This window comes from Psychrobacter sp. PSP, assembly GCF_024085615.1.
Lineage (GTDB): Bacteria > Pseudomonadota > Gammaproteobacteria > Pseudomonadales > Moraxellaceae > Psychrobacter > Psychrobacter pacificensis.
Genome location: NZ_JABLTF010000020.1, coordinates 14619 through 41507, shown reverse-complemented (window position 1 = coordinate 41507; position 26889 = coordinate 14619). Strand labels below are relative to the sequence as shown.

The 26889-nt window shown below is 45.5% G+C and carries 25 protein-coding genes; 8 read left to right on the top strand and 17 right to left on the bottom strand.

Features of this window, described 5'->3' with window-relative positions; translation table 11 throughout:
* Window positions 1-111: 111 nt before the first annotated feature.
* Window positions 112-702 (bottom strand): TIGR00730 family Rossman fold protein, encoded by a 591-nt coding sequence (locus HL061_RS10075; RefSeq protein WP_240366551.1) that lies wholly within the window; start codon window positions 700-702, stop codon window positions 112-114.
* 689 nt (window positions 703-1391) lie between these two features.
* On the opposite strand from HL061_RS10075, the gene HL061_RS10070 reads away from it, so the two are divergent.
* Window positions 1392-2237: an alpha/beta fold hydrolase gene (locus tag HL061_RS10070; RefSeq protein WP_355457773.1), complete on the top strand. Its 846-nt coding sequence runs from the start codon at window positions 1392-1394 to the stop codon at window positions 2235-2237.
* Window positions 2238-2322: 85 nt separating this feature from the next.
* Here the strand turns inward: HL061_RS10070 and HL061_RS10065 are convergent, their stop codons facing one another.
* Window positions 2323-3051 carry a DUF3820 family protein gene (locus tag HL061_RS10065; RefSeq protein WP_227511617.1) on the bottom strand — a complete coding sequence of 243 codons (729 nt, stop codon included), beginning with the start codon at window positions 3049-3051 and terminating at the stop codon, window positions 2323-2325.
* Between the two features lie 196 nt (window positions 3052-3247).
* Between HL061_RS10065 and HL061_RS10060 the strand changes: the two genes are divergently transcribed.
* Window positions 3248-3838, top strand: a complete 591-nt coding sequence (locus HL061_RS10060) for a M23 family metallopeptidase (RefSeq protein WP_186473538.1) — start codon at window positions 3248-3250, stop codon at window positions 3836-3838.
* 68 nt (window positions 3839-3906) lie between these two features.
* Here HL061_RS10060 and phoR read toward each other — a convergent pair whose 3' ends face one another.
* The 3 genes from phoR to dtd all read right to left on the bottom strand — a co-directional run bounded on the left by phoR (window position 3907) and on the right by dtd (window position 6384).
* The gene (gene phoR, locus HL061_RS10055) at window positions 3907-5022 is read right to left on the bottom strand and encodes a phosphate regulon sensor histidine kinase PhoR (protein WP_252962787.1); all 1116 of its coding nucleotides are present in this window, start codon (window positions 5020-5022) and stop codon (window positions 3907-3909) included.
* 92 nt (window positions 5023-5114) lie between these two features.
* The gene (gene phoB / locus HL061_RS10050; RefSeq protein ID WP_058025125.1) at window positions 5115-5819 is read right to left on the bottom strand and encodes a phosphate regulon transcriptional regulator PhoB; all 705 of its coding nucleotides are present in this window, start codon (window positions 5817-5819) and stop codon (window positions 5115-5117) included.
* Window positions 5820-5931: 112 nt separating this feature from the next.
* Window positions 5932-6384, bottom strand: coding sequence for a D-aminoacyl-tRNA deacylase (gene dtd, locus HL061_RS10045; RefSeq protein WP_071002895.1), 453 nt, complete (start codon window positions 6382-6384; stop codon window positions 5932-5934).
* A 129-nt stretch (window positions 6385-6513) separates the two neighbouring features.
* On the opposite strand from dtd, the gene asd reads away from it, so the two are divergent.
* Window positions 6514-7347 (top strand): archaetidylserine decarboxylase, encoded by an 834-nt coding sequence (asd, locus tag HL061_RS10040; RefSeq protein WP_071002894.1) that lies wholly within the window; start codon window positions 6514-6516, stop codon window positions 7345-7347.
* 91 nt (window positions 7348-7438) lie between these two features.
* Here asd and HL061_RS10035 read toward each other — a convergent pair whose 3' ends face one another.
* The 4 genes from HL061_RS10035 to fadB all read right to left on the bottom strand — a co-directional run bounded on the left by HL061_RS10035 (window position 7439) and on the right by fadB (window position 12624).
* Window positions 7439-8068, bottom strand: a complete 630-nt coding sequence (locus HL061_RS10035; RefSeq protein WP_071002893.1) for an HD domain-containing protein — start codon at window positions 8066-8068, stop codon at window positions 7439-7441.
* Window positions 8069-8198: 130 nt separating this feature from the next.
* Window positions 8199-8774 (bottom strand): isochorismatase family protein, encoded by a 576-nt coding sequence (locus HL061_RS10030; RefSeq protein WP_058025121.1) that lies wholly within the window; start codon window positions 8772-8774, stop codon window positions 8199-8201.
* Window positions 8775-9058: 284 nt separating this feature from the next.
* Window positions 9059-10231: an acetyl-CoA C-acyltransferase FadA gene (gene fadA, locus HL061_RS10025; RefSeq protein ID WP_071002892.1), complete on the bottom strand. Its 1173-nt coding sequence runs from the start codon at window positions 10229-10231 to the stop codon at window positions 9059-9061.
* A gap of 233 nt (window positions 10232-10464) precedes the next feature.
* Window positions 10465-12624 carry a fatty acid oxidation complex subunit alpha FadB gene (gene fadB, locus HL061_RS10020; protein ID WP_093070401.1) on the bottom strand — a complete coding sequence of 720 codons (2160 nt, stop codon included), beginning with the start codon at window positions 12622-12624 and terminating at the stop codon, window positions 10465-10467.
* An 806-nt stretch (window positions 12625-13430) separates the two neighbouring features.
* On the opposite strand from fadB, the gene HL061_RS10015 reads away from it, so the two are divergent.
* From HL061_RS10015 to HL061_RS10005, 3 genes are all read left to right on the top strand, one after another.
* Window positions 13431-14492 (top strand): polyprenyl synthetase family protein, encoded by a 1062-nt coding sequence (locus tag HL061_RS10015; protein ID WP_093070404.1) that lies wholly within the window; start codon window positions 13431-13433, stop codon window positions 14490-14492.
* Window positions 14493-14562: 70 nt separating this feature from the next.
* On the top strand, window positions 14563-15381 hold the full coding sequence (locus HL061_RS10010; RefSeq protein ID WP_071002889.1) for a DUF72 domain-containing protein: 819 nt from the start codon (window positions 14563-14565) through the stop codon (window positions 15379-15381).
* Window positions 15382-15515: 134 nt separating this feature from the next.
* Window positions 15516-16028, top strand: a complete 513-nt coding sequence (locus HL061_RS10005; RefSeq protein WP_071002888.1) for a hypothetical protein — start codon at window positions 15516-15518, stop codon at window positions 16026-16028.
* A 98-nt stretch (window positions 16029-16126) separates the two neighbouring features.
* On the opposite strand, the gene HL061_RS10000 is transcribed toward HL061_RS10005, so the two are convergent.
* On the bottom strand, window positions 16127-16756 hold the full coding sequence (locus HL061_RS10000; protein WP_071002887.1) for a superoxide dismutase: 630 nt from the start codon (window positions 16754-16756) through the stop codon (window positions 16127-16129).
* Window positions 16757-17283: 527 nt separating this feature from the next.
* Between HL061_RS10000 and rdgB the strand changes: the two genes are divergently transcribed.
* On the top strand, window positions 17284-17937 hold the full coding sequence (gene rdgB, locus HL061_RS09995) for an RdgB/HAM1 family non-canonical purine NTP pyrophosphatase (RefSeq protein ID WP_071002886.1): 654 nt from the start codon (window positions 17284-17286) through the stop codon (window positions 17935-17937).
* A 438-nt stretch (window positions 17938-18375) separates the two neighbouring features.
* A complete protein-coding gene (gene tig, locus HL061_RS09990) occupies window positions 18376-19719 on the top strand; it encodes a trigger factor (RefSeq protein WP_071002885.1) in 1344 nt (447 codons plus the stop codon).
* A gap of 205 nt (window positions 19720-19924) precedes the next feature.
* Here tig and HL061_RS09985 read toward each other — a convergent pair whose 3' ends face one another.
* The 7 genes from HL061_RS09985 to HL061_RS09955 form a co-directional block, all read right to left on the bottom strand.
* Window positions 19925-20677: a HupE/UreJ family protein gene (locus HL061_RS09985; protein WP_252962786.1), complete on the bottom strand. Its 753-nt coding sequence runs from the start codon at window positions 20675-20677 to the stop codon at window positions 19925-19927.
* 51 nt (window positions 20678-20728) lie between these two features.
* On the bottom strand, window positions 20729-21418 hold the full coding sequence (ureG, locus tag HL061_RS09980; protein ID WP_083328925.1) for an urease accessory protein UreG: 690 nt from the start codon (window positions 21416-21418) through the stop codon (window positions 20729-20731).
* 78 nt (window positions 21419-21496) lie between these two features.
* Window positions 21497-22291, bottom strand: a complete 795-nt coding sequence (locus HL061_RS09975; protein WP_071002883.1) for an urease accessory UreF family protein — start codon at window positions 22289-22291, stop codon at window positions 21497-21499.
* A complete protein-coding gene (gene ureE / locus HL061_RS09970) occupies window positions 22281-22910 on the bottom strand; it encodes an urease accessory protein UreE (RefSeq protein ID WP_071002882.1) in 630 nt (209 codons plus the stop codon). Before ureE ends, HL061_RS09975 begins: the two co-directional genes overlap by 11 nt.
* Before the next feature lie 179 nt (window positions 22911-23089).
* Window positions 23090-25264 carry an urease subunit alpha gene (ureC, locus tag HL061_RS09965; RefSeq protein WP_083328924.1) on the bottom strand — a complete coding sequence of 725 codons (2175 nt, stop codon included), beginning with the start codon at window positions 25262-25264 and terminating at the stop codon, window positions 23090-23092.
* A 44-nt stretch (window positions 25265-25308) separates the two neighbouring features.
* Window positions 25309-25611 carry an urease subunit gamma gene (gene ureA / locus HL061_RS09960; protein WP_057761815.1) on the bottom strand — a complete coding sequence of 101 codons (303 nt, stop codon included), beginning with the start codon at window positions 25609-25611 and terminating at the stop codon, window positions 25309-25311.
* Between the two features lie 79 nt (window positions 25612-25690).
* Window positions 25691-26713: an urease accessory protein UreD gene (locus HL061_RS09955; RefSeq protein ID WP_252962785.1), complete on the bottom strand. Its 1023-nt coding sequence runs from the start codon at window positions 26711-26713 to the stop codon at window positions 25691-25693.
* Between the last annotated feature and the right edge of the window lie 176 nt (window positions 26714-26889).

The following is a 26889-nucleotide window of genomic DNA, read 5'->3' as shown; positions in this document are numbered from 1 at the left end:
TTACGGTTAGCTTTATGAATATAAAACTGACTATACAAAAGGAGCGGACAACCAATAATCGGTTATCTGCTCCTTTTTTACGTGACTGCTTTTTGCTCGATTTTATAAAGCTTAGCTGTTGCTACCAGCCATTTTTTCTGTATCTACATGATCATTGATAGTCACGACGGTCTGTAGCATCTCGATTGCCTCGCCAATCGTATTGCACACCACCAAACGATCTAAATCTTGCTGCTTCATAAACCCTTGCTCGGTGGTATATTTTAGATGCTCAATCATACGGTCATAAAAACCATTGATATTGAGAATAATCATTGGCTTTTCATGTTGATACAGCTGACGCCATGTGGCGATTTCCATAATTTCTTCTAGTGTGCCCAGTCCGCCCGGCAAGGTAATAAAGGCATCAGCATACTCTGCCATAACGGTCTTACGCGTGTGCATGGTATCGGTCAAATGCAAGCGAGTCAGCTGCTCATGAGCGATTTCGTGCTTGAGCATAAAGGTTGGAATGACGCCTACCGCCTCAGCACCGCCTTTGATGACCTCATCTGCGACCGCGCCCATGAGACCAATGCTAGCACCGCCATATACCAGTCCCATACCATTATCTGCCAACGCACTGCCAAGCTCGCGTGCTGCCTGCTCATACACATCATTGTTGCCCAAGCGTGAACCGCAATATACGGCCACTAGCGGCATGGACAAGGCAGACTTATCGACTGCTTTTTCAATATTGGTAATGTCTTTGCTCGTGATTACATCATAAGTATCATCGTTGATTTTCATTTGCATATAGTTTCCTTAATTTATCGATCATTTTTTATTGAATGTTTGTTATTAGGGCGTGTCATCATTTAGATAGCGAGGCTTAAAATGAGATAAATAGTAGTCAAATGAGAAAAAAATTGCAGAGAATATAGATATATTCACAAGATTTTTGACGATATTTGACAAGATTTAGCCATTTTAAGACCGCTAAATGATTGAATGGGCTAATTGATGACAGGCCCTAGTAAAGGTCAAATACCACACGTTTCATTTATAGTGTTATGCACGCCATTTATAGAATGAGTTCAACCAAGTCATACAAAACTTGAAAGTCATATTTGAGTACCTGTCTCGCTAGTATTTATCTTAACATAAGCAATGCTACCACATAGTCACAACGATTTATCACTACGCAACAACTACATTTTAAAGATGGGAATTGACGACTCATCGCAGTTTAATAATCACTATCTACTCATAAAAAACATGAAGGTATCACGATGGATAATCACAACGCTGTTTCTGCCGCAAAGTATGCAGAAAGTATTATTAACAATCCTTTGATTAGTCCTAATATTGCTGATGGCACAACCAATATCGACACGTACTCGTTGAGCATCATGACTGATCGCAATCAGGCATTGGCAGCCACTGTCTATCGCCCTAAAGAGGGAATGACAAAAGCGATTATGATCGCGCCCGCCACCGGTATCAAACGCCATTTTTATCATAGCTTTGCTATCTATTTAGCAGAGAGCGGCTTTGGCGTACTGACTTTTGATAATGAAGGGATTGGTGAGTCGCTTTCGACCAATCTGGCAAAGTGTGATGCTTCGCTCATAAGTTGGGGGCGACACGATATGCCTGCCGTACTTGATGCGCTGCAAGATGAGTTTCCTGAAGCGTCTTATCACCTTATCGGTCATAGCGCAGGAGGGCAGCTTATCGGTTTGATGCCAAATTATCAGGAGATTACGTCCGTATTCAATGTCGCGTGCTCTTCAGGCCGTATCAAAAACATGGGCATGCCTTATAAGCTCAAAGCCATGGGATTTATGGACGCCTTTATCCCATTATCAAACTTAACCTTAGGGTACACACCATCAGACAAAATCGGCATGGGCGAGCCACTACCGCGCGGCGTGGCTCGTCAATGGCGTGAATGGTGTAATGGCGCAGGCTATATCAAGACTGCTTTTGGTAAAAGTATACACACCCATTTTTACGATGCACTCAGCATGCCAGCATTGTGGCTTGGCTTTAGTGATGATGATATTGCCAATAGCGAAAACATGGATGACATGATACGCGTATTTACGAACATGCCCGTCGAAAAGCGGTTTTTAAATCCTGAAGATTTCGGATTAAATCATATCGGTCACATGCGCTACTTTAGCAGTAAAACCAATGCTAAAGCGCCTGAGCTGTGGCAAATGGCAGTAGATTGGTTTAGTAAAGGTGAATAGCGTTGTTCATCCATCAGTATAAGAGGCCGTCGCGACTGATATCATTTATTTGTATCAATACACAAAGTCGGTAAATGCGCTTTTATTACTTAGCATTGTTTGTTTTTTCTGCTTCTATCCGCTTCTTTAGGGCAGAATACAGTGACGGCTGCATATTATGAATATTGCCTATCATCCATTTAACATAGCTGATAGGCACCTCTTTGATTGGCTTACCTTTATGCTTGCCAAATGGCATCTTGCTCACAGGCGTCGCTTTATTTGAGATAGCATGTGCCGCTGCAAAATCGGTCGGCGCAATCTCTAAACGCTCGCAGCAGGCTTGATAAAGTAGATAACACATCCGTGCATCCCCTAGCGCATCATGAGCGGCAATCGTCATCGTGCTCGCCTCGCCCTTACCCAATAATTGCTCGATACACTTAGACTGACCATAAGCGCGCCACTCTGGAAAGGCAGCACGCGCGAGTCTCACAGTACAAATCAGCTTAGCAGAAGGGCTGCCAATCACTCGCCAATCAAAGCGTACATTATGACCAATCAAATACTCTGGCAGCTCAAACTGATCCAACTCAAAACGCTCAAGACCAGCCACGTCAGCATCAGTAATACCATGCACCTTGATGACGGCAGGGGATATAGAGCGGCCGCTATTGAAGTACTTCATCCATTCAAATCCAGTTGCCACGTTGATCGTCGCCACTTGAATGGGTCTCGGATCACGGCCTTGATCGGTTTCAGTATCGATGACAAGCGCTGTTTCAGCCATAGTAGCCGTATCTGTCATGTCAGCGGTGTTCAAAGCATCATTCATAAAAAATTAACCATCCATAGCACCATCATCGCTCAACCGAAGCGTTAAGTAGATAAAGTTATATTTGCTGTGCTTGTATTTAACCACACCTGTATTTATGGGGATAAAAGCCATAGATAACAATGCGATACATACCTTAGCAGATAGGGCTTTTATAATATTAGCTCATATAATATAAAACAGATAAGAGATATCAATGCTAGCAGATGGAAAAAACCAACCACCGAAGCCTTCTTTGGTCAGCCGCATATTGAGCGTTCTGATTAGGGCAGTTGTATTGCTAGGATTCTTATTTGTCTTTGATAAGCTGCTACCCAGCATTAGCGAGCAGACCCAATCATTTGTGGTCGCCAAGTGGCAACAGCTGAGTCTATTACAGCAAGAGCTGCCTACAGAAAGCAGTCTCCCCAGTCCACTGCCAGAGAAAAACCTGACGGACACTTGGGGTGCGGCACGCAGTCAAGGGCGCTCACATGAAGGCATCGATATCTTTGCAGAACGTGGCACGCCGATACAGTCAACCACGCAGGGAATTGTGAGTAAGGTTGGTGAGAATAACTTGGGTGGGCGCGTGGTCGTCGTGGTAGGGCCTGGCGGTGCTGGACATTATTATGCCCATCTAGAGGATTATGCCGATATTGCGCCCAATGATTGGGTCAATCAAGGCGATATTATCGGTTATGTGGGTGATAGCGGTAACGCAAAAGGGACACCGCCACATGTACATTACGGTATTTATATCAATGGCAGTGCCGTCAACCCTTACCCGCTGTTGCAAAAAGACTAGGTATACTAAATTAGGCATGCTAAATAAATCCGCATGACGAGTCTAAACAATATGGGGCAAGGCCTGTACTAATTTGTCGCAGCCGTCCTTACATACGCGGCTGGAAATACCACGCTAAATGTCGACCCCTCTCCCTCTATTGAGTCAATCTGCAACTGCGCTTCGTGCTGATGCAAAACGTGCTTCACGATAGCCAGCCCTAATCCTGTACCGCCTGTGGCACGACTACGCCCTTTATCAATACGATAAAAGCGCTCCGTCAAACGCGCAATATGCTCTGGTGCGATACCAAGTCCATCGTCCTCAACGGCAAATCGGCACCCATCCGATGTCTGCGTCCAACTGATGGTAATATTACCGCCTTTTGGTGTATATTTAATCGCATTGATGACTAAGTTGGACAAGGCGCTGATCAAGTACACCTCCGACCCATATAACCCGTCATAGGTATCTATGTGCAAATGAATGGTGTGCTTGTACGCTTGGTTATATGCCTGTGCATCATCATAGATATTGGTGAGGAGTTTGGTCATATCGACATCATTAAACTCATGCGTCTCTTCGATTTCAATCTTGGAGAGCAGTAATAAGTCATTTACGATTCGATTCATACGGGCTGTTTGCTGGGTCATCAGCTCAAAACCGCGACGCCACTGTGGCGGCATGTCTGGTTGGTGAGAGAAGTTCTCCAAATAGCCCATCATCACTGTCAGCGGCGTGCGTAGCTCGTGCGAGACATTCGCCACGAAGTCTTGGCGCATTTGCTCTAAATGCTGTACGCGGGTCACATCATAAATAAACAATAGCTTCTCGTCACCAAAAGGCGTGAGCTCACACTTTAGATAACGACTGGGATCGCGCCACGATTCTATATGAATACCATCATTCGGCAGGGTGGTGTTTTGATAGTACTGGCGAAACTCGGGCACAATGATAAAGTCAAACACACTTTGGCCTTTGTCAGCTGGCTGCAGTGACAAGAGATCCTGCGCCGCCTGATTCCACCACTCTAACCCATCATCTTCATTCAGTAAGATGACCGCATCTCGCAATGCTCGCAGCGCACTTCTGATTTTCTCTAATTGCTCCGCCGCATTTTGGCTAGCGATTTGTGCTGGCGCATCTTGCTGGTCATTATTATAGTTATGGTCTTTTTTCTTTTTTGCTGGCGCTATCTTGTTCATTTCTTATCCTTACCACTATCCGCTATTTTATTTATTGTTATGGTGGCATTGTTCATACAAGATCAAGTTATCAAAAATCAACTTATATAAGATTAGCTTGGCTCAATAAGACTAGAGAACCGATAACCTGTACCGCGCACCGTTTGTATCAATGTATCACAATCATAAGGGCGCAATAGTTTACGTAGACGCTTGATATGTACATCAATGGTTCGATCTTCGATATAAACGTTACCGCCCCAAACCTGATCGAGCAGCTGCGTTCTTGTGTAAGCGCGCTCTGGGTGACTCATAAAAAATGCTAATAAGCGATATTCTGTTGGGCCGACCTCAATGACTTTTCCTGCGGCTGTCACGCGCTGGCTTTTGGTATCGAGACTCAGCTGACCAATTTCGATAGGCTTGTCGCTACTCATCGCGCTACTACGGCGCAAGACGGCTTTGATTCTGGAAATCAGCTCGCGCGTCGAAAAAGGCTTGGTCATGTAATCATCTGCACCTGCATCGAGGCCGTGAACCTTGCTGTCTTCTTCGCTTTTGGCCGTTAGCATAATGACGGGTATCTCAGAGAGCATCTCATCGCTTTTGAGCATACGACAAAAATCAACACCGCTCTTGTCTCCGGGCAACATCCAATCTAATAATATTAATGACGGTCTATGATCGACCACTTGCTGATGCGCTTCTGATACGTCAGCCGCTTGTAGGCTATCAAACCCAGCCATTTCTAGCGTCATCACAACCATTTCACGAATCGCAGGTTCATCTTCAACAATCAAAATTTTCTCATTATACATAGGACATTCTCGGTGTTAGCGGACAAAATCTGGCATATAAAAAGGCGATAAATACTCACCAGTCTCTATCTATTAAACGGATTAATTATGACAGCCTGATGACACTCTGATGTCAGATCTCCAATAGAAAATTAAGTGGTCCATCATTGATGCTTTCAACTTGCATGTCAGCGCCAAACTGACCAGTGGCTACATTCGGATACTGGGTTTTGGCATAGTCGATGAGTTGCTCGAACAGCGCTTGGGCCGCATCAGGTGCCATCGCGCCACCAAAGTCAGGGCGGCGACCTTTATCCGTTTTTGCCATCAGCGTAAATTGTGACACTAATAACAATCCGCCGCCGACTTGCTGGACGTTTTTATCCAGTTTACCAAATTTGGCAGGATCGTCATCATTTTCAAAAATGCGATAGGTCAATATTTTGTCAATCATTCGCTTGGCGGCGGCGAAATCATCATCATGACCCAACCCAATATAGGCCAATATCCCATGATCAATTTTGCCAACACAATGCTCATCGATAGTGACGCTAGCACGGCTCACTCGTTGTATCAGTGCTTTCATTTACGACCTTCTTTATTTATAAATGGCTTACAGTTTATGGTCAGACAATAATACGCTGTCCATGATAAAATATGGCCATTAACTTGCCTATGCAATAATGACATCACATCCTATTTTGGTAGCCTTATTATGAATGTATTTACCACCTTACAACAGCTGGTACCGCAGCAAAAGCTCAGTAAAGTCGCTGGACGTTTGGCCGCCAGTCGTCATCCTTATGTCAAACGCACCTTTATCCGTGGTTTTGCCAAAGCTTATAATATCAGCCTAGATGAGTATGAGCGCCAGAGCCTTAATGCTTACGAGAGTTTTAATGACTTTTTTACTCGTGAACTAAAAGAAGATGCTCGCACCATCGATACCACCGCAAACGGCATCGTTAGTCCTGCTGACGGTATCATCTCTCAGCTTGGGCAAATTAAAGATCATAAAATGCTACAAGCCAAAGGGCGTCACTATGACGTTGGCCAATTGCTGGCTGATAGCGAAGATGGCCGTTATTTTGCCGATGGTAGTTTTGCGACAATCTATCTAGCTCCTAGCAATTACCACCGTGTTCATATGCCATTTGCCGGTACGCTGACCAAGACTCGCTATGTCCCTGGTACGCTGTTTTCGGTCAACAATACCACGGCAGCTAATGTGCCGGACTTGTTTGCACGTAATGAGCGTTTGGTCTGCATGTTTGATACCAAGTATGGCAAAGCGGCCGTTGTCATGGTAGGCGCTATGATTGTCGCTGGTATCGAAACCGTCGCCACTGGCAAAATTACCCGCACGGATGATATACAAGAAGCGGATCACGATATGCAGTTTGCGGCAGGTGATGAGCTTGGTCGTTTTTATTTAGGATCAACGGCTATCGTAGTGTTGCCAAAAGCAGCAAAAGCCGATTGGCAAGAGACCATGAAAGCCAATAGTTTTGTAAAAATGGGTCAATTACTGGGTGTCACGAAACCGTAATTTATTTCTAATATAATAAGAAATAAAAGCCCAGTGAAGCGTATATCACAATGCTCAACTGGGCTTTTTTATACCTAGCGTTTTTATAGATTTACGCGTCGATCAACCATCCTTGCTGGGTCGCATAGTCAATATTGTGTGATAGCCATTTATGAATAGGAGCAAAGCTGTCTTGAATAAACGCATGTGCACCTGCGACTTGACTACGTGTCACTCCAAGCTCACGCCACGTTTTGCCTTCAGTATTTAAGTTGAGCAAAAATGGCAGTAAGCGATCGACCACTTTAAGTAGCGCAGTCTCTTTACTACTGCCTGTCTCTTGCGCCTCCCAAATCTCACTCAAATTGCCAATCCCATTGCCGCGTTCGCCTTGCAATCTGGCGATACCCGCTCGCTCCTCAACATGTGCATCATGACGCGAGTCGGCGTACAAAAACGTATCGCCCGCATCAATCTCGCCCAAATCATGTACCAGTGCCATCTTTAGCAATTGTTCATGATTGACATCCAGCTCAAACAACTCAGCGATCGACCAGCATGCCATTGCTAAGTGCCAAGAATGTTCGGCAGAGTTTTCTCTGCGATCAGTCTCAGTCACGTAACTACGGCGATTCACGCGTTTGAGCGCATCTAGCTCTAGTAAGAAATGAGTGACGTCCTCTATATCGATAGTTGCAACGGATTTTTGATCGGTCAATGACGTCAGTGTGTTTGAAGACATATTTCTCTCTGATTTTTTGATAATTTTACACATTACGGTGTGGCTAACAACAAAATAGCGCTGATGTTATCAAGCGCTATCTCTTATAAGTCATTGGGTCAAATGACTGAGCACCCTATTATATAACCATCTACTTAATCAAATTCAGAATGGTTTTGAAAGCAGGGTCTTCACTGCTACGGCACAACTCAAACAAAATGGTTTCTACTGTCGAGATTATCCCACCTGCACGGCGAATACGGCGAATGGCTTGTTTTTTGTCGTATGGAAAACGCGAGCCAACGGCATCGCCAATAATGACCGGTTGCATACCATTGTCTAGCAAATCAAGCGCGGTCTGTAGCACACAGACGTGTGCCTCAACTCCGATAAGCAATACGGTACTACGGTTTTGCTGCGCTAAATGATGCCATGTGTCATTGTTATCGCAGGCACTAAATGTGACTTTTTCAAAGCTCTTTGCATTGTCGCCCTCTAGCACATCACGAAGCTCTGGCAAGCTATCGCCCAATCCTTTTTTATACTGCTCGTTGAGCATGATGGGAATACCAAGCGCTTGCAGTCCTTTGATTATGGTCACTGTTTTTTTGACGATATTTTCGTGATCATAAATGTACGGCGTGAGGCGTTCTTGTACATCGATAATCATCGCTTGGGTGTTTTCACGAGCAATTCGGTAAGTACGATCAGTAATCATGGTAGACATAGTACACTCCTTGTACGACTGATATTTATTATAAAAAGCTATTTTAGAATGGTCATTATTAGAGTTGTCATCAATAACATCTTAGCTCAGCTCACCCTTATTTAGTCACAGTTTCTTGAATGCGTCAATGGAGATAATTTTCATACGTACCTGTGTGCTCTTTACTACGCCAAGCATTAACTCGCTCATTATATTCACAAAAAACCCCCAGCCATCACGGCTAGGGGTCATTATTAGAATATTTTTAATCAACAAATGTTACAAACTGGTTGCCGATTTTAAAATTAAACACGCTCGATAATAGTGGCGATACCTTGACCAAGACCGATACACATGGTTGCAAGGCCAAGCTCGGTATCTGACTGCTCCATTGCATTGAGCAATGTCACTGTGATACGAGCACCTGAACATCCTAGTGGATGACCTAGAGCAATCGCGCCACCGTTGATGTTGACGATATCTTGCTTGTCCGTCAAGTTCAACGCTTTTAAGACTGATAGGCCTTGTGCGGCAAAGGCTTCGTTTAACTCGATGGTTTGCATGTCATCGATGCTCATGCCAGCACGCTTCAAGGCTTTGTTGGTGGCTGGTACAGGACCATAACCCATAATCGCTGCGTCACAACCAGCGACAGCCATGCTACGAATACGAGCGCGAGGCTTTAGACCAAGATCTTTGGCTTTTTGCGCGCTCATGACTAGCATCGCTGACGCACCGTCAGAGAGTGCAGAGGACGTCGCAGCAGTCACTGTACCGCCTTTTGGATCAAACGCTGGACGTAGCTTTTGCATTTGCTCCATCGTCGCATCTGGGCGAATCACTTCATCGACGGTACATAGCTGCAGGCGGCCATCTGCATCATGACCTTCGATGCCGATGATTTCATTATCAAAACGGCCTTCAGTGGTCGCAGCCCATGCACGGCGATGCGATTCAAGACCAAACGCATCTTGCTCTTCACGCGTAATGCCATTCATACGGCCTAGCATCTCAGCGGTCAACCCCATCATATTTGAGGCTTTTGCATAGTGCTTAGAAGCGGCAGGGTTTAGATCAATACCATGCATCATGCCGACGTGACCCATGTGCTCAACACCGCCAATGATAAACACATCACCTTGGTTGGTCATGATTTGTGCAGCTGCGGTATGTAGTGCCTGCATAGATGAGCCGCACAGACGGTTAACCGTTTGTCCACCAGCAGTCTTTGGAATACCTGCCAATAGGCCAATGTTACGACCGATGTTCATGCCCTGCTCTAGTGTTTGGTTGACACAGCCCCAGATAATATCTTCGATGTCATTGGTGTCGAAGTCGTTACGTTCTACTAGCGCGCGTACCAGTTCAGCGGATATGGTATCCGCACGTACATGGCGGAACATACCATTTTTAGATCTGCCCATCGCTGAGCGCACGCCATCTACGATGACCACATCTTTTGGACTTAAAGTTGTCATACTATCTTCCTTTTCAATTTTTATTGTCAGTGTTGTCGATTTAATCGGGCTCTATAGCCATCTATCACGCGATCCGTACATCAGTACGATAACTATCTAGATGTTTTCGCGCTGGATATTATCGCGGCAGGCCAGACCTGATAAAACCGACCAAAACGGTGCGTCTGCTATTTTTTTATCACCGATAGCGACGTCAGCAAACGCACCCCACTTATCCTAATACGGTATGCTCGTTACGCTGTGGCGTAAAAAGTCTCGCCAGCGGCTGCCATGTCGCGAATCTTTTGCGGCGCTTCATAGGCTTTGCCAAGGTGTGCGTATTTTTCGCATAGTGCCAAGTAATTATCGAGACCCATTTGGTCGATATAACGACAAGGACCACCGCGGAATGGCGGGAAACCGACACCCATAATCATTGCCATGTCAGCCTCGGCAGGCGTGCTCACGATGTTGTCTTCTAGGCAGCGAACCGTTTCGTTGCAGAAAGCCAGCATAGTGCGGTCGATGATGGTTTGATCATCAAACTCTTTTTTGTCGCTATCTGTCGTGGTTTTAAGTAGCTCATAAGTGGCGTCGTCAGCGACTTTCTTTGGCTTACCGCGCTTGTCAGTTTCATACTTATAGAAACCTACGCCGTTTTTCTGACCCAGACGCTCGTTTTCGTATAGATGCTGGATGGCACCTTTGTAGTCAGGTTTCATGCGATCTGGGAAACCATCTGCCATCACTTCTGCGCCATGTACACCTGTATCTAGACCGACCACGTCGATTAGGTATGCAGGGCCCATTGGCCAGCCGAATTTTTCCATGACTTTATCAACATGGGTAAAGTCAGCACCTTGCTTGAGCAATAAATCAAACGCGCCAAAGTATGGGAACAATACGCGGTTGACCAAGAAACCTGGGCAGTCGTTGACCACAACTGGCACTTTGCCCATTTTTGAGGCGAGTGCTACGGTAGTCGCGATGGCTTCTTCAGAAGATTTTTCACCGCGAATCACTTCAACGAGTGGCATGCGATGTACTGGGTTAAAGAAATGCATACCGACGAAGTTCTCTGGGCGATCAAGCGCCTCAGCAAGATAGGTGATAGAGATAGTCGAGGTGTTTGACGCTAGGATGCAATCGTCTTTTACTAGCCCTTCTACTTCTTTTAGAACTGCACGCTTCACATTTGGATTTTCTACGACCGCTTCGATAACGATATCAGTCTCGCTAAAGTCACCATAGTTCAAAGTAGGACGGATGCGGCTTAAGGTTTCACCCATTTTCGCTGGGGTCATCTTCTTACGTTCAACCATTTTACCAAGCAGTTTGCTGGCTTCGCCCATACCAAGATCTAATTGCTCAGACTTGATATCTTTCATGATAATTGGCAAGCCTTTGCTGGCCGCTTGATACGCGATACCGCCACCCATGATACCAGCGCCTAGTACAGCGGCCTCATTGATATCGTGTGCAAGCTTGCTGTGTTTTTTGGCCAGTTTTTTGACTAGCTGATCGTTTAAGAATAGACCAACCAAGCTCTCTGCTTGCGGGGTTTTGGCCGCTTTGGCAAAGCCAGCAGCTTCAACTTCAATCGCTTTGTCACGTGGTAGGTTGACGTGCTTTTCAATCGCTTCAATAGCAAGAGCTGGTGCTGGGTACTGCTTAGGATTGGCTTTAGCAAAAATAGCACCTTTGGCACTATTAAATGCCATAGCTTGCTCAAGCTGGTTTAGCTTAACAGGAGCCAGTTTTTCTTCACGTTTTGCTTGCCAATCAAGCTCACCTGAGATACATTTTTTGACCAAATCAATGGCTGCATCTTGCAAGTCGTCAGCTGGTACGGTTGCATCAACCAAGCCGAGTTTTAGCGCATCAAGTGGTTTTTTTGGTGTGCCAGTGGCGATAAGCTCAAGCGCGTTATCGATACCAATGATACGCGTACTACGAACCGTACCACCGAAGCCTGGGAAGATACCTAGCTGAGTTTCTGGTAGACCGATAATCGCTTTGTCACTCATGACGCGGTATTCACAAACCAAGGTCATCTCACAGCCGCCGCCCATTGCCGCGCCATTGATGGCCGCCACTTTCGGGAATGGCAAATCTTCAAAACGATTGAAAGCGTCATTGATATGAACGACCCAATCTTTGATATCGCTTTCTGATTTTTTGAAAGAAGCCACAAACTCTGTGATATCAGCACCAGCGATAAACACGCCTTTGCCTGAAGTGACGATAAGACCTTTGACGTCGTCCGCTTTTTCTAAAGCAGTAACGGCTTCACCAAACTGTTTGTTGGTTTCGGCATCAAATTTGTTCACGCTCTCATTTTCGGCGTTGTAGTGCATGTTGGCGATGCCATCTTCTAGCATTGTCACCGTGATGCGATTTCCTTGGTATACCATTTGAAACTCCTTTCTATATAACGAAAGCTACGTTTTGAATTAAAATAAATAGCCAGTTACTGTTAGTAAAATGGGTAATAGCACTGTGCGCCGCCTTCAAGACAAACATCGTCATAAAGACAAACACATAGAGGGCGCATCAGTGAAGGTGTCTTTATTATCCAGCGCTCATGATTTGATACTTATTTTGACGTCTCTTGTACCCCATCACACGGCGCTTCATTTATATGTTGCAAATACCGCTATTAAAATACTGACTGAGACATGGTCTAACACTGATAATTGCTGAAGTAATACGCTCAGTAAAAACCCATTACGGTCAACATCAGACCATTTTCACGTCAATTAGTGTAGGGGATTATGCCCCCAACTGTCACAAGCTAATGCCATACTCGCAAGTCACTCTTAAATCACCTGTAGGCATTTACCTTATGCGCAAAGTGTTTTAGTGAATACTTGTATACTGAGTTACTATTTTGAATGTATTCGGTCTTGCTCGTCTTTACGGTCTACCACCTCAAGGGTGATAAACCGTTGGTGTAGCCCAATTAATATAATTTACTTAGCTTGCGCTTTTATCAAAACATATTCAACCGGCAAGTGACATCAGCGATGCGTAACCAAGACTTGTTGTAAGATTACGATTGTACTGCCTCGTTTTTGGATAAATCAGAGCTATAAAATGCAAAAAACAAACGATTGATACCGTGTCTCACACGAGCAATATGGCCTATCATGCTACACTAATACCGTTTTTACCTTGTCCTTAATAAGTTTTCATTGTATCCCTGATAAATGGTTGGATTATGACGGTTTCCCTTACTTCTAGCGCTACCTCTTCTGGCTTTGCCCCTTTTAACGCTGTCTCTTTTCAAAGCACTGAGCAATTTCATAGTGCTGTGCGCGCGCAACTGACGCAAGATATTGAGGTCTTGTTTGCTTATGCCAAGCTGCCTAGTCCACTGGTAGATGCCTGTCGTTATGTCATGACGGGACAAGGTAAATTGGTGCGCCCATTGATGGTTGCCAGTGCTTTTGCCAGTATTAATAGCGGTAATAGTGAACGTACAGGCGAGCGCAATGACGACATCGACATGCTCAATGCTGATCTGGACTCATTGCTAGAAAACGACTCAGACTATGATATGTCGCGCCGTGCTGCATTGGCCGTAGAGCTACTACATACCTATTCGTTGGTGCATGATGATTTGCCATGTATGGATGATGACGAGCTGCGACGTGGGCAACCGACTGCTCATATTGCCTTTGATGAAGCGACGGCACTGCTAGCAGGAGATGTATTGCAGACGCTCGCGTTTGAAGTATTGACCGCGGAAATGCCAACCTTTGCGCCATTCGATGCCAATATCGCAAGTCAGCTATTGGCCATATTTGCCCCGCGCGCTAGACGCATGGTATCTGGGCAAATGCTGGATCTGAATGCCGAAGCCAGTACTGATATTGTGCAAAACGATTTAGAAGCCATCCATCGTGACAAGACAGGTGCACTGATTGAAGCGGCCATGCTTATGGGCGGCGTCTGTGCTGGCGCAACGGCTCCACAGCGTATGGCATTGCAAGAGTGCGCCCAATATATCGGTCTTGCCTTTCAAGTTCAAGACGATGTATTGGACGTCACGATGACGACAGATACGCTTGGTAAGCCTGCGGGTAGCGATGAAAAATTGGACAAATCTACCTATGTAAAACTGATGGGCGTCGATGACGCGACCAGCTATGCGCAATCGCTATTTGATGGTGGGCGCGCGGCTATCAGCCGTGAACTTAGCAATAATCAAGACAACACTGTCAAAAACAATGATGCGCTACTGGCATTGATTGAATGGCTGTGGTCACGTAAGAAATAGCTAGTGAATAGCCGCTGAATAAAAACAGCTCAGAAAGTTTTATCACCTCAAACGGCAGTGAGTGGTCAACATGGACAGTAACCCTACCCCGCGCATTTACCTCGGCACTGGTGGCTATAGCGACACGGATTTGCTCGGCACGCTGTACCCACAAGGCACCAAAAAAGCGGACTTTTTACGTGAATACGCCAAACAATACGGTGCAGTCGAAATAAACAGCACATTCTATGCGCCCATCGGGCAAAAAGCCTTTGCGGGGATGATTGATAAAGCTTACACACAAGCTAATAGCCAGTTAAAATTTGCCGTTAAACTACACCAAGACTTTACTCATGCACGTAAAGGCACTGCCGCACACGCACAGGCTTTTCTTAACGCCTTGTCGCCACTTGTTGAAGCGGATGCGTTAGCGCCGTTACTGCTCCAGTTCCCACATGGCTTTGACCGTACTCGCGAGCATCGTCTGTACTTGGCAGAACTTGTCAGCTGGTTTAAGGACTATCCGCTTGCCATCGAGTTTCGTCATAACGGCTGGCACACGCCGCAAGTAATCGATAGCTTTAAACAGCAGGGGCTGATTTGGTGCAGTGTCGATTATCCTAAAGTCAGCGGGCTGCCGCCCTCGCGCCTGATATTTACCGAACGTACGGGCTATCTGCGAATGCATGGCAATAATCTGAACTGGTGGGATGCGATGAGCGCGGCTGATCGTCATGATTATCGCTACTCTGAGGCTGAGATGAACGACTGGGCGCAAGCGATTACCAATCAGCGTCAGCATTTTGATACGCTCTATATCTTTTTTCAAAATACGGTGAAGGCGCATGCTTATTATAATATTGCGATGCTGCGAGAAGCGTTGGGTAATTTTGGGTTTGAGGTTTTGTAGGATTAAGTTTAAATAATAATCTTAACTATATTTGTAGGCTGGGTTTTTAACCCAGCATTTTATCTTTGCAAAGTTTCAAAGCTAGGTTAAAAAACCAAATTACGTCTACTAAATATTATCAACTGGTATCAATTATGAAACATCGTTTTGTACTTACCCTAGTCTTATTATCTTGCTTTCAATTGGGTTGTGTCAGTACAACAAAAAGTATAGATATAAATAAAAATAATATGGAACAAAAAGACGTTATTGTAGAGCCAGCCAAAGTTGTTATAGAAGAAAAAAAAGCTCGTAAAAGACCGACTGATCTTTTTACTCATTATCCATCTGAGTCACAGATGGTGGCTATTATCTATGGCGAGTTTGTACTTAAAAATAATTGTCTATTGCTTGAGCTTACTGGACAAGATGCTTTTATAACCCCTGTCTTTCCTCAAGGCAAAGCCACTTTTTTAATAGAGGAAAATGCTGTTATGCTAGGAGATATTAAAGTGCCATTGGATGTACAAGTAGGCACAGGCGGCGGCGCTTTACCTAAAAATAACGTGGTTTATGCTACTAAAGGTGATGCGTCATGCCTAACAGATAGAGTGTTTATAACAGATGCTGATGTGATTGCTATTGAAGAGGACACAACAATTAAATAAGGTCTATATTCATTAGCGGCTCCCAAACTGTCCATTAAAACCAAAAAAAGGACGCCTCTCAGCGTCCTTTTTTATTAATCGAAACTTAAGCGTTAAGATTACTCTTCAACGCCTGCGTCTTGACCTTTATATTTTGCGTTTGCGTAGTCCCAGTTTACGAGCTTGTCTAGGAAGGTATCTACGTAGTCAGGACGACGGTTACGGTAGTCGATGTAGTATGCGTGTTCCCATACATCACAAGTCAATACAGCGACTTGGTCGTGCGCTAGTGGGGTGTCTGCGTTGCCAGTTTTGGCGATAGACAGTTTGCCACCCACTTTATCAGCGACTAGCCATGCCCAGCCTGAACCGAACTGTGAAGTTGCCGCATTTTTGAACTCTTCGCGGAACTTGTCATAGCTGCCAAAATCTTCTTCGATTTTTGCTTTTAGATCGCCAGTAGGTTCGCCGCCGCCGTTGGTTGGCGTCATGCAGTTCCAGTAGAACGTGTGGTTCCATACTTGAGCGGCTTGGTTGAACATACCTTGCTTGCTGTCATCTTTAGCAGTCGCTTTGATGATTTCTGGTAAGGTTTTGTCTTCTAAACCAGAACCTGGTAGTAGCTCATTTAACTTGTTTACGTAAGCAGCATGATGCTTGTCATGATGATATTCTAGCGTCTCGGCACTGATATGTGGCTCTAGCGCGTCTTTTGCATATGGGAGATCTGGTAAAGTAATATTTGACATAATTATTTTATCCTTGCTTATTTGTCCACTCATACTACTGTCTCTCTAAATACAGACATACCTAAAATAGATACGCCTTAAGAATAGAAACACTTGGTATCGAGCTAAATTGGCTGAGTTGATTGTTTGAAGTGAATGTTATCGCTTAATACACGTGATTGCTTAACACTGTATCACGTATTATTATGAATCCAAAATTAACCTAGCTGTTATTGTTCGTCCAAAAGCCAAGTGTTTGACTCTATAGACTTATATTAACTTAATATTCACAAGCTATAAGATATATTTCACTGTAGCTTGGTCACTATTATAACAACAGCCCCTAATAATATCAGTTACCAAATGTTATAGCTCGTATATTCTGCATCGTCACTGGTTATTTATTCAACGATGACCTTTTACCTCGTCAAACCCTATGCCATCAGTACTAACATCGTTATCGAGGTCGATCTTATAGCATCTATAAAAATGCCAAAAGTTAAAGCTCGGCTAATTCATTCATATTTTTTATATAACGGAACGACCCTATGAGCACTACCGATACCGTACAACTTGCTCCCCAATCAACCTCTAATAACCAGTGGGTGCTGGCCAGCAATAACAAAGGCAAACTGGCTGAGTTTAAACGGCTATTTGCCGAAGCGAACTTGGACGTGACGATTGTCCCGCAAGGTCAGCTCAATATCGACGATGCGATAGAAGATGGGCTCAGCTTTGTCGAAAACGCCATTATCAAAGCCCGTCATGCCAGCCGTCTGAGCGGCTTGCCTGCGATTGCTGATGACTCAGGACTGTGCGTGCCTGTACTCGGTAATGCCCCCGGCATCTACTCGGCGCGCTATGCTGGCGAGCACGGTAACGATGACAAAAACAACGCCAAGCTCATTGCTGACTTGCAGCCGCTACGCAACGCCCAGCCTGACACACCGATTGAGGGTATGTTCGTTTGCGTATTAGCGATGGTGCGTCATGCAGATGACCCATTACCGATTATCGCTCAAGGCTTATGGCACGGTGAGATCTTAGACGCACCGCATGGCGACGGCGGTTTTGGCTATGATCCATTGTTTTGGTTACCTAATCTACAAGCCAGTGCGGCAAGCCTAAGCGCGGCTGATAAAAATCGTCTCAGTCATCGGGGGCAGGCTATTCAGCAATTATTGGCACAACTGCCTTTATAGGTTCTCTTATAAAAACTTTATAGGTTCTCTTGTAAAATAAGTGCGCTTGTCATCGCAAAAAACCTTAGAAACCCTGCCGTCAAAGAGATAATTTTTACTTTAATAAGCAGATAGATTATACTGTTCTACTTTTAAAATTTTGTTGAAGGCCGTTATTTGCCTGTATAATTCACCAAAAAGCGTTATTATGCGGTGCATTAACGGTTTATAACTGATATTTGGTAACCCTGACAACTTCGACAGTGTCACCCTTTGGTATCAGCGGCGATTGCTACTGGTGCTGATTTTGAAGTGGCGGGCTTATCATTATCCCCTATTTATTCCAGCGACAACCGTCGTACACGCCCGTAATTTGAGGCACGGTTTGTCTATTACCATTTAACCCAAGTACTATCTCATTAATCAAACGTACTACTTAATCCTAAAGGTGTAATGAACATGGCTACAGATTTGCAAGTCACAACCAACAAGCTATCTAATAAAGAGACTCAGCTCACGGTTAAAGTACCCGTTGAAAAAATTCAAAACAAAGTAGAAGGCCGCATCAGCCAAGTGGCGAAAACCGCCAAAATCGACGGTTTCCGTAAAGGCAAAGTGCCAATGTCGCACATCCGCTCACAGTACGGTGCAGGCATCCAGCAAGAAGTGATCAACGATGTGATCCGTGATACGGTCTTTGAAGCGATCAAATCTGAAGACATCCGCGCGGTTGGCATGCCAAACATCGACGACGTCAAACTTGAAGACGATTTCTTGGTGTATCAAGCCACCGTTGAAATCTTCCCAGAAATCGACGTACAAGGTATCGATGAAATCGAAGTTGAGCGTCACACGGCAACCGTCAGCGACGAAGACGTCGACACCATGATCGAAAACCTGCAAAAGCAGCGTCAAGAGTACGTTGAGAAAAAAGGTAAAGCGACTAAAGATACTCAGGTCACTTTCGACTTTGAAGGTTCAATCGACGGCGAGAAGTTTGAAGGCGGTAGCGCTGAAGACTTCAAACTAGTCATCGGTAGCGGCCAGATGATTCCAGGCTTTGAAGACGGTATCAAAGGCATGAAAGCTGGCGAAGAAAAAATTATCGATGTGACTTTCCCAGAAGATTATCAAGCTGAGAACCTAGCTGGTAAAGAAGCTCAGTTCAAAATCAACGTAAAATTGGTTGAAAAACCTAAGTTACCTGAGATCGATGATGCTTTCCTTGAGCTATTTGGCGTGACTGAGGGCGGCGTAGATAAACTAAAAGAAGACGTACGCAAAAACATGGAACGCGAAATCAAGAACGCCGCGCGTAGCCAAGTGAAGCAAGCGACTTTTGATGCATTGCTAGAAAAGAACGAGTTTGACGTACCAAGCGCCATGCTAGAGCAAGAAATCGAGCGTCAGCGCAACATGATGATGCAACGTTTTTCTCAGCAGTTTGGTGCGAGCGCTGATAGCTTCGATAAAGACATGCTGCCAAATGAGCTGTTTGAAGAGCAAGCGCTACGTGCAGCCCGTCTTGGTATCATCGTTGCCCGTGTTATCGACACCGAAGGTCTAGAAGTGGATCAAGAGCGTGTTGAAACCTTCATCAAAGAAGCGGCTGAAAACTACGAAGATCCAGCGGAAGTAATCGAGTACTACACCAATGACAAGCAGCAACGCGCTAACATTGAGTCTGTGGTACTAGAAGACCAAGTAGTAGATTACTTGATCAGCCAAGGCAAAGTGACTGACAAAGAAGTCAGCTACCAAGATTTGCTAGCGGCTCAGCAACAACAGCAGCAAGGTATGTAATCTAGACTGAGCGCTGTATGGTGTTAAACCATAACACCATACAGCACGCTTGTTCTACATATCAAAAAATACGGCCCCGATCATCGATCGGGGCCGTATTTTTTTGTGCACGCTCAATGGCTTTTTTGATTAACCAATCGCTAGCATGGTCGTTACGCAAGACGCATCAGCTAAGACTACGCTCAAAGTCTTGCAATAATACACCCTATACTAGAGCAGGTACAAACACCGCACCCAGTCCAAGTACGACCAGACCACGCTGTAACCATAAGTTATTGCCTAGGCGCTGCTGTAGCTGCTGGCTGACCAACGTACCAACTGCATATAGCGCCAGCATCGTCACTAGCATCCCTGCATAAAAACCCAACTGACCACTTACGCCAGCATTCGCTGGTACTTCAAGGGCATGTGCCAATCCGTGAAAGACTGCCAAACCACCAAAACCAAACAACGATAGTTGCTGGATGCTTGGCGTATGCGCTGGCTGCGTACGCGCTGAAAAAGCTTCTTGTCGACTCTTATCACTCATCAAAATCAGAGCCAATACGACCACTGATAGCGATATGGCAATCTCAATCCATCCAGATGATGCCGCAAACCCAACACCGCCAACCAACACCCCAATAGTGCCCAAAACGGCCCCTAGTGATAATCCAGCTGCCAATGACATCATACCTAGGCGCTGCTTTTGTAGTCCATAAAACAACATACCCATCCCTACTGCCAAAAACAGATGATCAAGACCCGTCACTGGATGCATCAGTCCCGCTTGCAATGTGCCCAAAAACGAGGGCGCTTGCATAGTAGCCGAGTGAAGATGACCCGAATGTGCCTGCGCCAACGACGGTACCATCGTAAAGGTTGCAAGCGTCATTGAAGCCGCTGCTATTTTTCGAGAAGATAAAGCCTGTGAAAAACGGGCTTTATGACTGTGATGCTCTTTTGTATGTTCTGTCATGGGGTTGACTCCTTATGATGAATATTTTAATGATTGATGAGGGGCTATTAGTTAAGCGAGCATACCGTGCTCTTTGATAAAGGCAATAATTTCATCCAGACCATCACCGGTTTTCATATTGCTAAAGACAAAAGGCTTATCGCCACGCATTTTTTTGGCATCGCGCTCCATCACCTCAAGCGATGCGCCAACCATTGGGGCAAGATCGGTTTTATTGATGATTAATAAATCCGACTTGGTGATACCAGGGCCCCCTTTACGAGGTATTTTGTCACCCGCTGAGACGTCAATGACATATAAGGTCAGATCAGACAGCTCTGGGCTAAAGGTCGCGGCAAGATTGTCACCACCCGATTCAATGATAATCAATTCTAGGCCCTCAAAGGTTTCTTGCAACTCGGCAATGGTCGTCAGGTTGATAGAGGCATCTTCACGAATCGCGGTATGCGGACAGCCGCCCGTCTCTACGCCGCGAATACGTTCAGCTGGCATCGCATTATTGCGTGTCAAAAACTGCGAATCTTCTTTGGTATAAATATCATTGGTGACAACTGCCATATTGATCGTATCACGCAAGTTTTGACACAATTTTAGGGTCAAAGCGGTCTTACCACTGCCGACTGGCCCGCCGATGCCGAGGCGTAAGCAGGATAAAGAAGCAGGCGGATTTGACTGGTCATTATCAATATGTGAGTCAGGTGTAGATTGGATGCTTTTTGTTTTGATCGGGGTTAGAGACATGGTAAGCTCCTTAAATGTTTCATATAGGAATAGTGATAAATAGAGATAAAGGTACAGTTATGAGAGATAAAGGTACAGTTATGAGCGGAACAACCGGCTGTATTGCTCCTCATGCATACTTGAGAGAATCGCCAAATTGGGCAAGCTATTAGAAATATTGAGCCTGTCATAGAGGTCTTCGCACAGCTTTTGATAACCCTGATGTTCACTCATATTGAGCGTGTCGATCGCTTTTGATGACCTAATTACATTCTCAAAGGCTTGCTGTATGCTATCGCTCAGCGCTTCAACTTCAGAGCCAAGATCACTTTGCAGCTGCCACAAGATACGCTGACCTGCCATTTGCCCGAGTGGTACAGTCTTGACAGCAGCGAGCACCATATTTTCCAATTGAGCAAATCCATAGGTGGTCATCGACTGCATGAGTGGCAGCTGCCAATGCTGGGCAATGTGAGCAAAAAGTGGTAAATAACCATCATCAGGTATCTCAGCAGGTATACCAAGATTCAGTACCTCGTTGAGCCAAGATACCATCGCTTGTGCCAACTGCTGCGACTCTAGTATAAACTCTTTACTCTCAAGGCCTGCATGATAATCATGTGCCAGATTTGCCGCTAGCGCTTCATGACCTTGATCAAGCGCACACATGATCAGTGCCAATATAGGTAGCTCGTAGCCAATAACAGCCAGCGCTAGATAGTCCTGCATAAAGGTAAGCGTACTGGTTTCATCAAAGACAACCCCTGACTCAATCGCTGACTCTACACCTTGCGAGTAGGTATAGCTACCAATCGGCAAATTGCTCGATGCCAGCATCAACATCTGTCCAAGTTGGACAGACTGAGTAGGCTGAGTACTGCCATCAACCCTCATTTGAATGACCTATAGACGCATTATGATGGCTGTGGCTGTCATCATGGTTATGACTGTGATTGTGGTTGTGGTTGTTGTCATGGTCATCATGGCTATGCGCGTCATTATGCGAATGCGTATGAGCGTGAGAATGGCTATGCGAATGCCCGTGTCCTGTCTGATAAGCGCCTGTTTCAGGCTCAAACGGCACTGATGCAGACTCAGTATGCAGCCCAAGATTTTCTAGCATTTGTGCCAGTACATGATCGTTTTCAAAATACAGCGCGTATCCTGCTGCACTGTGCTCAAACATTAACGGCACATGGCGATTGCCCAAATGATACGCGCCTTTCATTAATAAAAAATCATCGGCTGCCGTCACTTTGGTCACCGCTTGGGGCTTGGCGATGACTTGCATCAACTCCCCTGCGGCATTGGTGAGGACGTCATCTCCTTTTAAGACACCAGTACGCGGCAAATCGATACCGACCGCCTCCCCTGAAACAGTAATGGCCCTAAAGCGAGAATGCTGACGAGTATCAAAGTCCAAAAGCAGATAGTCATCCGCTTGGCGCTGGGCAGTCAATTGCGCTTGTTGGATATCACTTAAGGTAGGAAGACGGGTATTAAATATTTTCATAAATATAATGCTCTGTTTACTGTGGCTCAAACGATTGAATAATAGTATTGATAATAAAAGTGCCCAAAATGGCAGTCAGCAATCAATGAGAAGATCACCCAAAACCAGCTCTCTATAAGCCTGTGACACGCTTTTTAAGACAGCCTTTAGCCGTGTGTCTTTAAATCTTAAAATAAAAATCAGAATAAGAAATAACGCTGTGCCATGGGCAGTACCTCAGCAGGCTCACAGGTAAGTGTCTTACCATCGGCACGTACTTCGTAGGTCTCAGGATTGATGTCCATATCTGGGCAGTAGCTGTTGAGGCGCATATCGCTTTTGCGAATCTCACGTATCCCATGGACAGGCTGAATCACTTTTGTCAGTCCAAGCTGTTTATCGACTTGTTTGTCTATCGCGGCTTGCGACATAAAGGTGATACTGGTTTGAGCAACCGATTTGGGATACGACGCAAACATAGGACGATAATGCACAGGCTGAGGGGTGGGAATAGAGGCGTTAATATCGCCCATCGGTACCGCAGCGATCAGGCCACCTTTGATGATGCATTCAGGTTTTACCCCAAAAAACTTGGGCGACCACAGCACCATATCCGCCCATTTACCCACTTCAATGGAGCCGACCATATCGCTAATACCATGCGTAATCGCAGGATTTATCGTATATTTTGCAATATAGCGTTTGATGCGAAAGTTATCATTGTCCGCGCTTTGATCGTAGTCGGTCAGAGTAATATGCTGCGCTTGATGCTCTGTTTGTGCTGTCGCATCTGGAGCCAGATGACCACGCTGAACTTTCATTTTGTGCGCCGTCTGCCATGTGCGAATGACCACTTCACCCACGCGCCCCATCGCTTGTGAGTCACTACTCATCATCGAGATAGCACCCAAATCGTGCAAGATGTCTTCAGCCGCGATGGTTTCTTGACGAATACGGCTTTCGGCAAATGCTACGTCCTCTGCGATAGCAGGGCTTAAATGATGACAAACCATGAGCATATCGAGATGCTCATCAATGGTATTGACGGTATAAGGCCTAGTAGGATTGGTGGAAGATGGAAGCACATGCGACTTGCCAATGGCCTTTAGAATATCAGGCGCATGGCCACCGCCTGCGCCTTCGGTATGAAAAGTATGAATACAGCGGTTTTTAAATGCGCCAAGCGTACTCTCAAGATAGCCACTTTCATTTAACGTGTCAGTATGAATCGCAACTTGCACATCATAGTCGTCAGCAACGCTCAGACAATTATCAATAGCTTGCGGCGTCGTACCCCAATCTTCATGTAGCTTGAGTCCGACGGCACCCGCTTCGATTTGCTCAGCAATTGGAGTGGGCACACTCACATTGCCTTTACCCAATAGCCCAATATTCATAGGGATACTATCGGTAGATTGTAGCATTGAGGCAATATGATATGCCCCCGGCGTACAAGTAGTCGCGAGCGTACCTTGGGCAGGGCCTGTGCCACCGCCTAGCATCGTGGTCACCCCCGACATCAGCGCCGTCTCACACTGCTGAGGCGCGATAAAGTGAATATGACTATCGACGCCGCCTGCGGTGAGGATTTTGCCTTCACCAGCGATGATTTCGGTCTCGCCGCCAATCGGAATATCGATGGCAGGCTGGATATCAGGATTACCCGCTTTACCAATCGCGCTGATACGGCCATTTTTGATACCGATATCGGCTTTGTAGATACCCGTATAATCTACAACCAGTGCATTGGTAATCACGGTATCTGCAACTTCCGCGCCCAGCAGTTGCCCTTGACCCATACCATCACGGATGACTTTGCCGCCGCCAAATTTGACTTCTTCACCCTTAATCTCGGTAGTATGGCTAGTACCTTCATCACTTTGTGACGTATTCGCTTGGTCAATAGCAGTATCTTTATGGCTGGTCAAATCCGCCTCAACCTGTAGCCAAAGCTCAGTATCAGCGAGACGCACTTTATCGCCGGTAGTCGGACCAAAATGCTCTGCATAAATCTGCCGACTTACCCGCTTTTGCGAAGTAGCCAGTTGCTTTTCATCGGTCTTATCTGGTTGAACCGCGCCCATGACACGACCTGCAAAGCCATATACTTCCTGCTTGCCAGCATAAGCCACCAATTCTACCTCTCGCGACTGCCCCGGCTCAAAACGAACTGCCGTGCCAGAGATGATATTTAGGCGATACCCACGGGTCTGCTCTCTATTAAAGCTCAGCGCATCATTGACTTCATAAAAGTGATAATGCGAGCCGATTTGGATCGGTCTATCGCCAGTATTACTCACACTGATGGTCTGTACTTGTCTTCCTTGGTTTAGGATAATGTCACCATCTTGGATGTTATATTCGCCTGCTTGCATGGGAGCCGCCTTATGTTGGAGTGATCATTTAGTGATAGACAGAACTATACGATGGGATTGTGTACCGTGACCAATTTGGTACCATCAGGGAAGGTCGCCTCGATTTGCACTTCATCGACCATCTCTGCCACCCCTTCCATGACATCATCGGCAGACAGGTAAGTAGCCCCTTCACTCATTAATTCAGCCACTCTTTTGCCATCTCTAGCCCCTTCCATCAGCAGCATACTGATATAAGCGATGGCTTCGGGGTAATTGAGCTTAACGCCGCGGTTTTTGCGGCGCTCAGCCACCATGCCAGCGGTAAATAGCATGAGCTTGTCTTTTTCTGTTGGCGTCAGATGCATGGCAAATCCTTATTTTATTTATTATAAAAGTTATAGCAGATTATCAGGTCGTGTGGCTTAGCTATGAAAAACCGTAGACTTAGGTGTCCCAAATACGCGGACGGCAAGGCTCAAGCTGCCACCAATGATGTCGCAAGCCTTCTCTGATTTGATAAAAAGCTTCAAAACAGCCGCGCACATCTGAACCGATATACCGAATATTAATGGCTTGACCGTTATGAGTACAATAAACCGGTAATCTAGCCTCAGCAATCATATGGCGTAATGCAACGATGGTATTGTCTAAATAGCGAGCTAGGGCCTGCTTCATCGTTGCTAAGGCTGTCTCGTCTGATTGTGCGGCAGAGGCAGGCAGTGCAGCGTTGTCATGTACATCGCTCAAACTTGGCACTGCCCAAAATGACCCATAAATATGCTGATCTGCTAGTCCTAGACTCGATGTAAACCAGCGACTTTGGGCCGCCTGTTTGACCCGATCAGCAACGATAACCTTACCTTCTCGGTAGATATTTAATCCAGTATGATAACGCCCTTGCAGGAACTGCTCATCATATGCTTGCCGCCCAAATACGCTAATCTCCCAAGTCAGCAAGCTAGATGAGTCAGCTAAATCAAAACGGCTCACTGCATGCATATTGGCTTCGTTATAAATAATACTCTCTTGTGGTAGCCATTCTAAGCGAACATGTGCGGCGAGTTTGGCTTGCAGATGTTGGCTTGCATAGGCAGCTATCTTGTCTTGGCTCATACTTTGGTGCGTGTCGTTGTCGTCCGACCGAGCTTTATGTTTTTGGCTGACACCGTCATTACCATACCACTTGCCCGCCCCTGGTGTGGTGATAACAGCATGGCTGCCATTGTCTAAATGCAACTCTATCGTCAGCGTATCACCGCCTGCGATACCTGCTGGCGGATATAACATCAATATATGGCAAATGCCTTGTTGCACACGTGGCTCAGGATATAGGGCACGCTGTATCATAAGCGCGCCCGTGTGCTTACGATGAGATAGCCGCGTCTTAGCGGTAGCAGCCATACTTTTGACAGTATCTTTGCGCTTAACAGTGTCAAAACTCAATGTTAAAGAAGAAGCCCAACTCATTTTATATACTCATTTGCTCATTTTACTCATTAAATACAATCTAGTAATCTGGTTCCTGACCAAAAAGTCAGTTAATTTCACTGTCCATACAAGCATTATGCCAACTCATATGCAAATACTCTTACATACAGTCCACCATCACACCCAACATAATGATTTTACTTTGGTTTTGACTG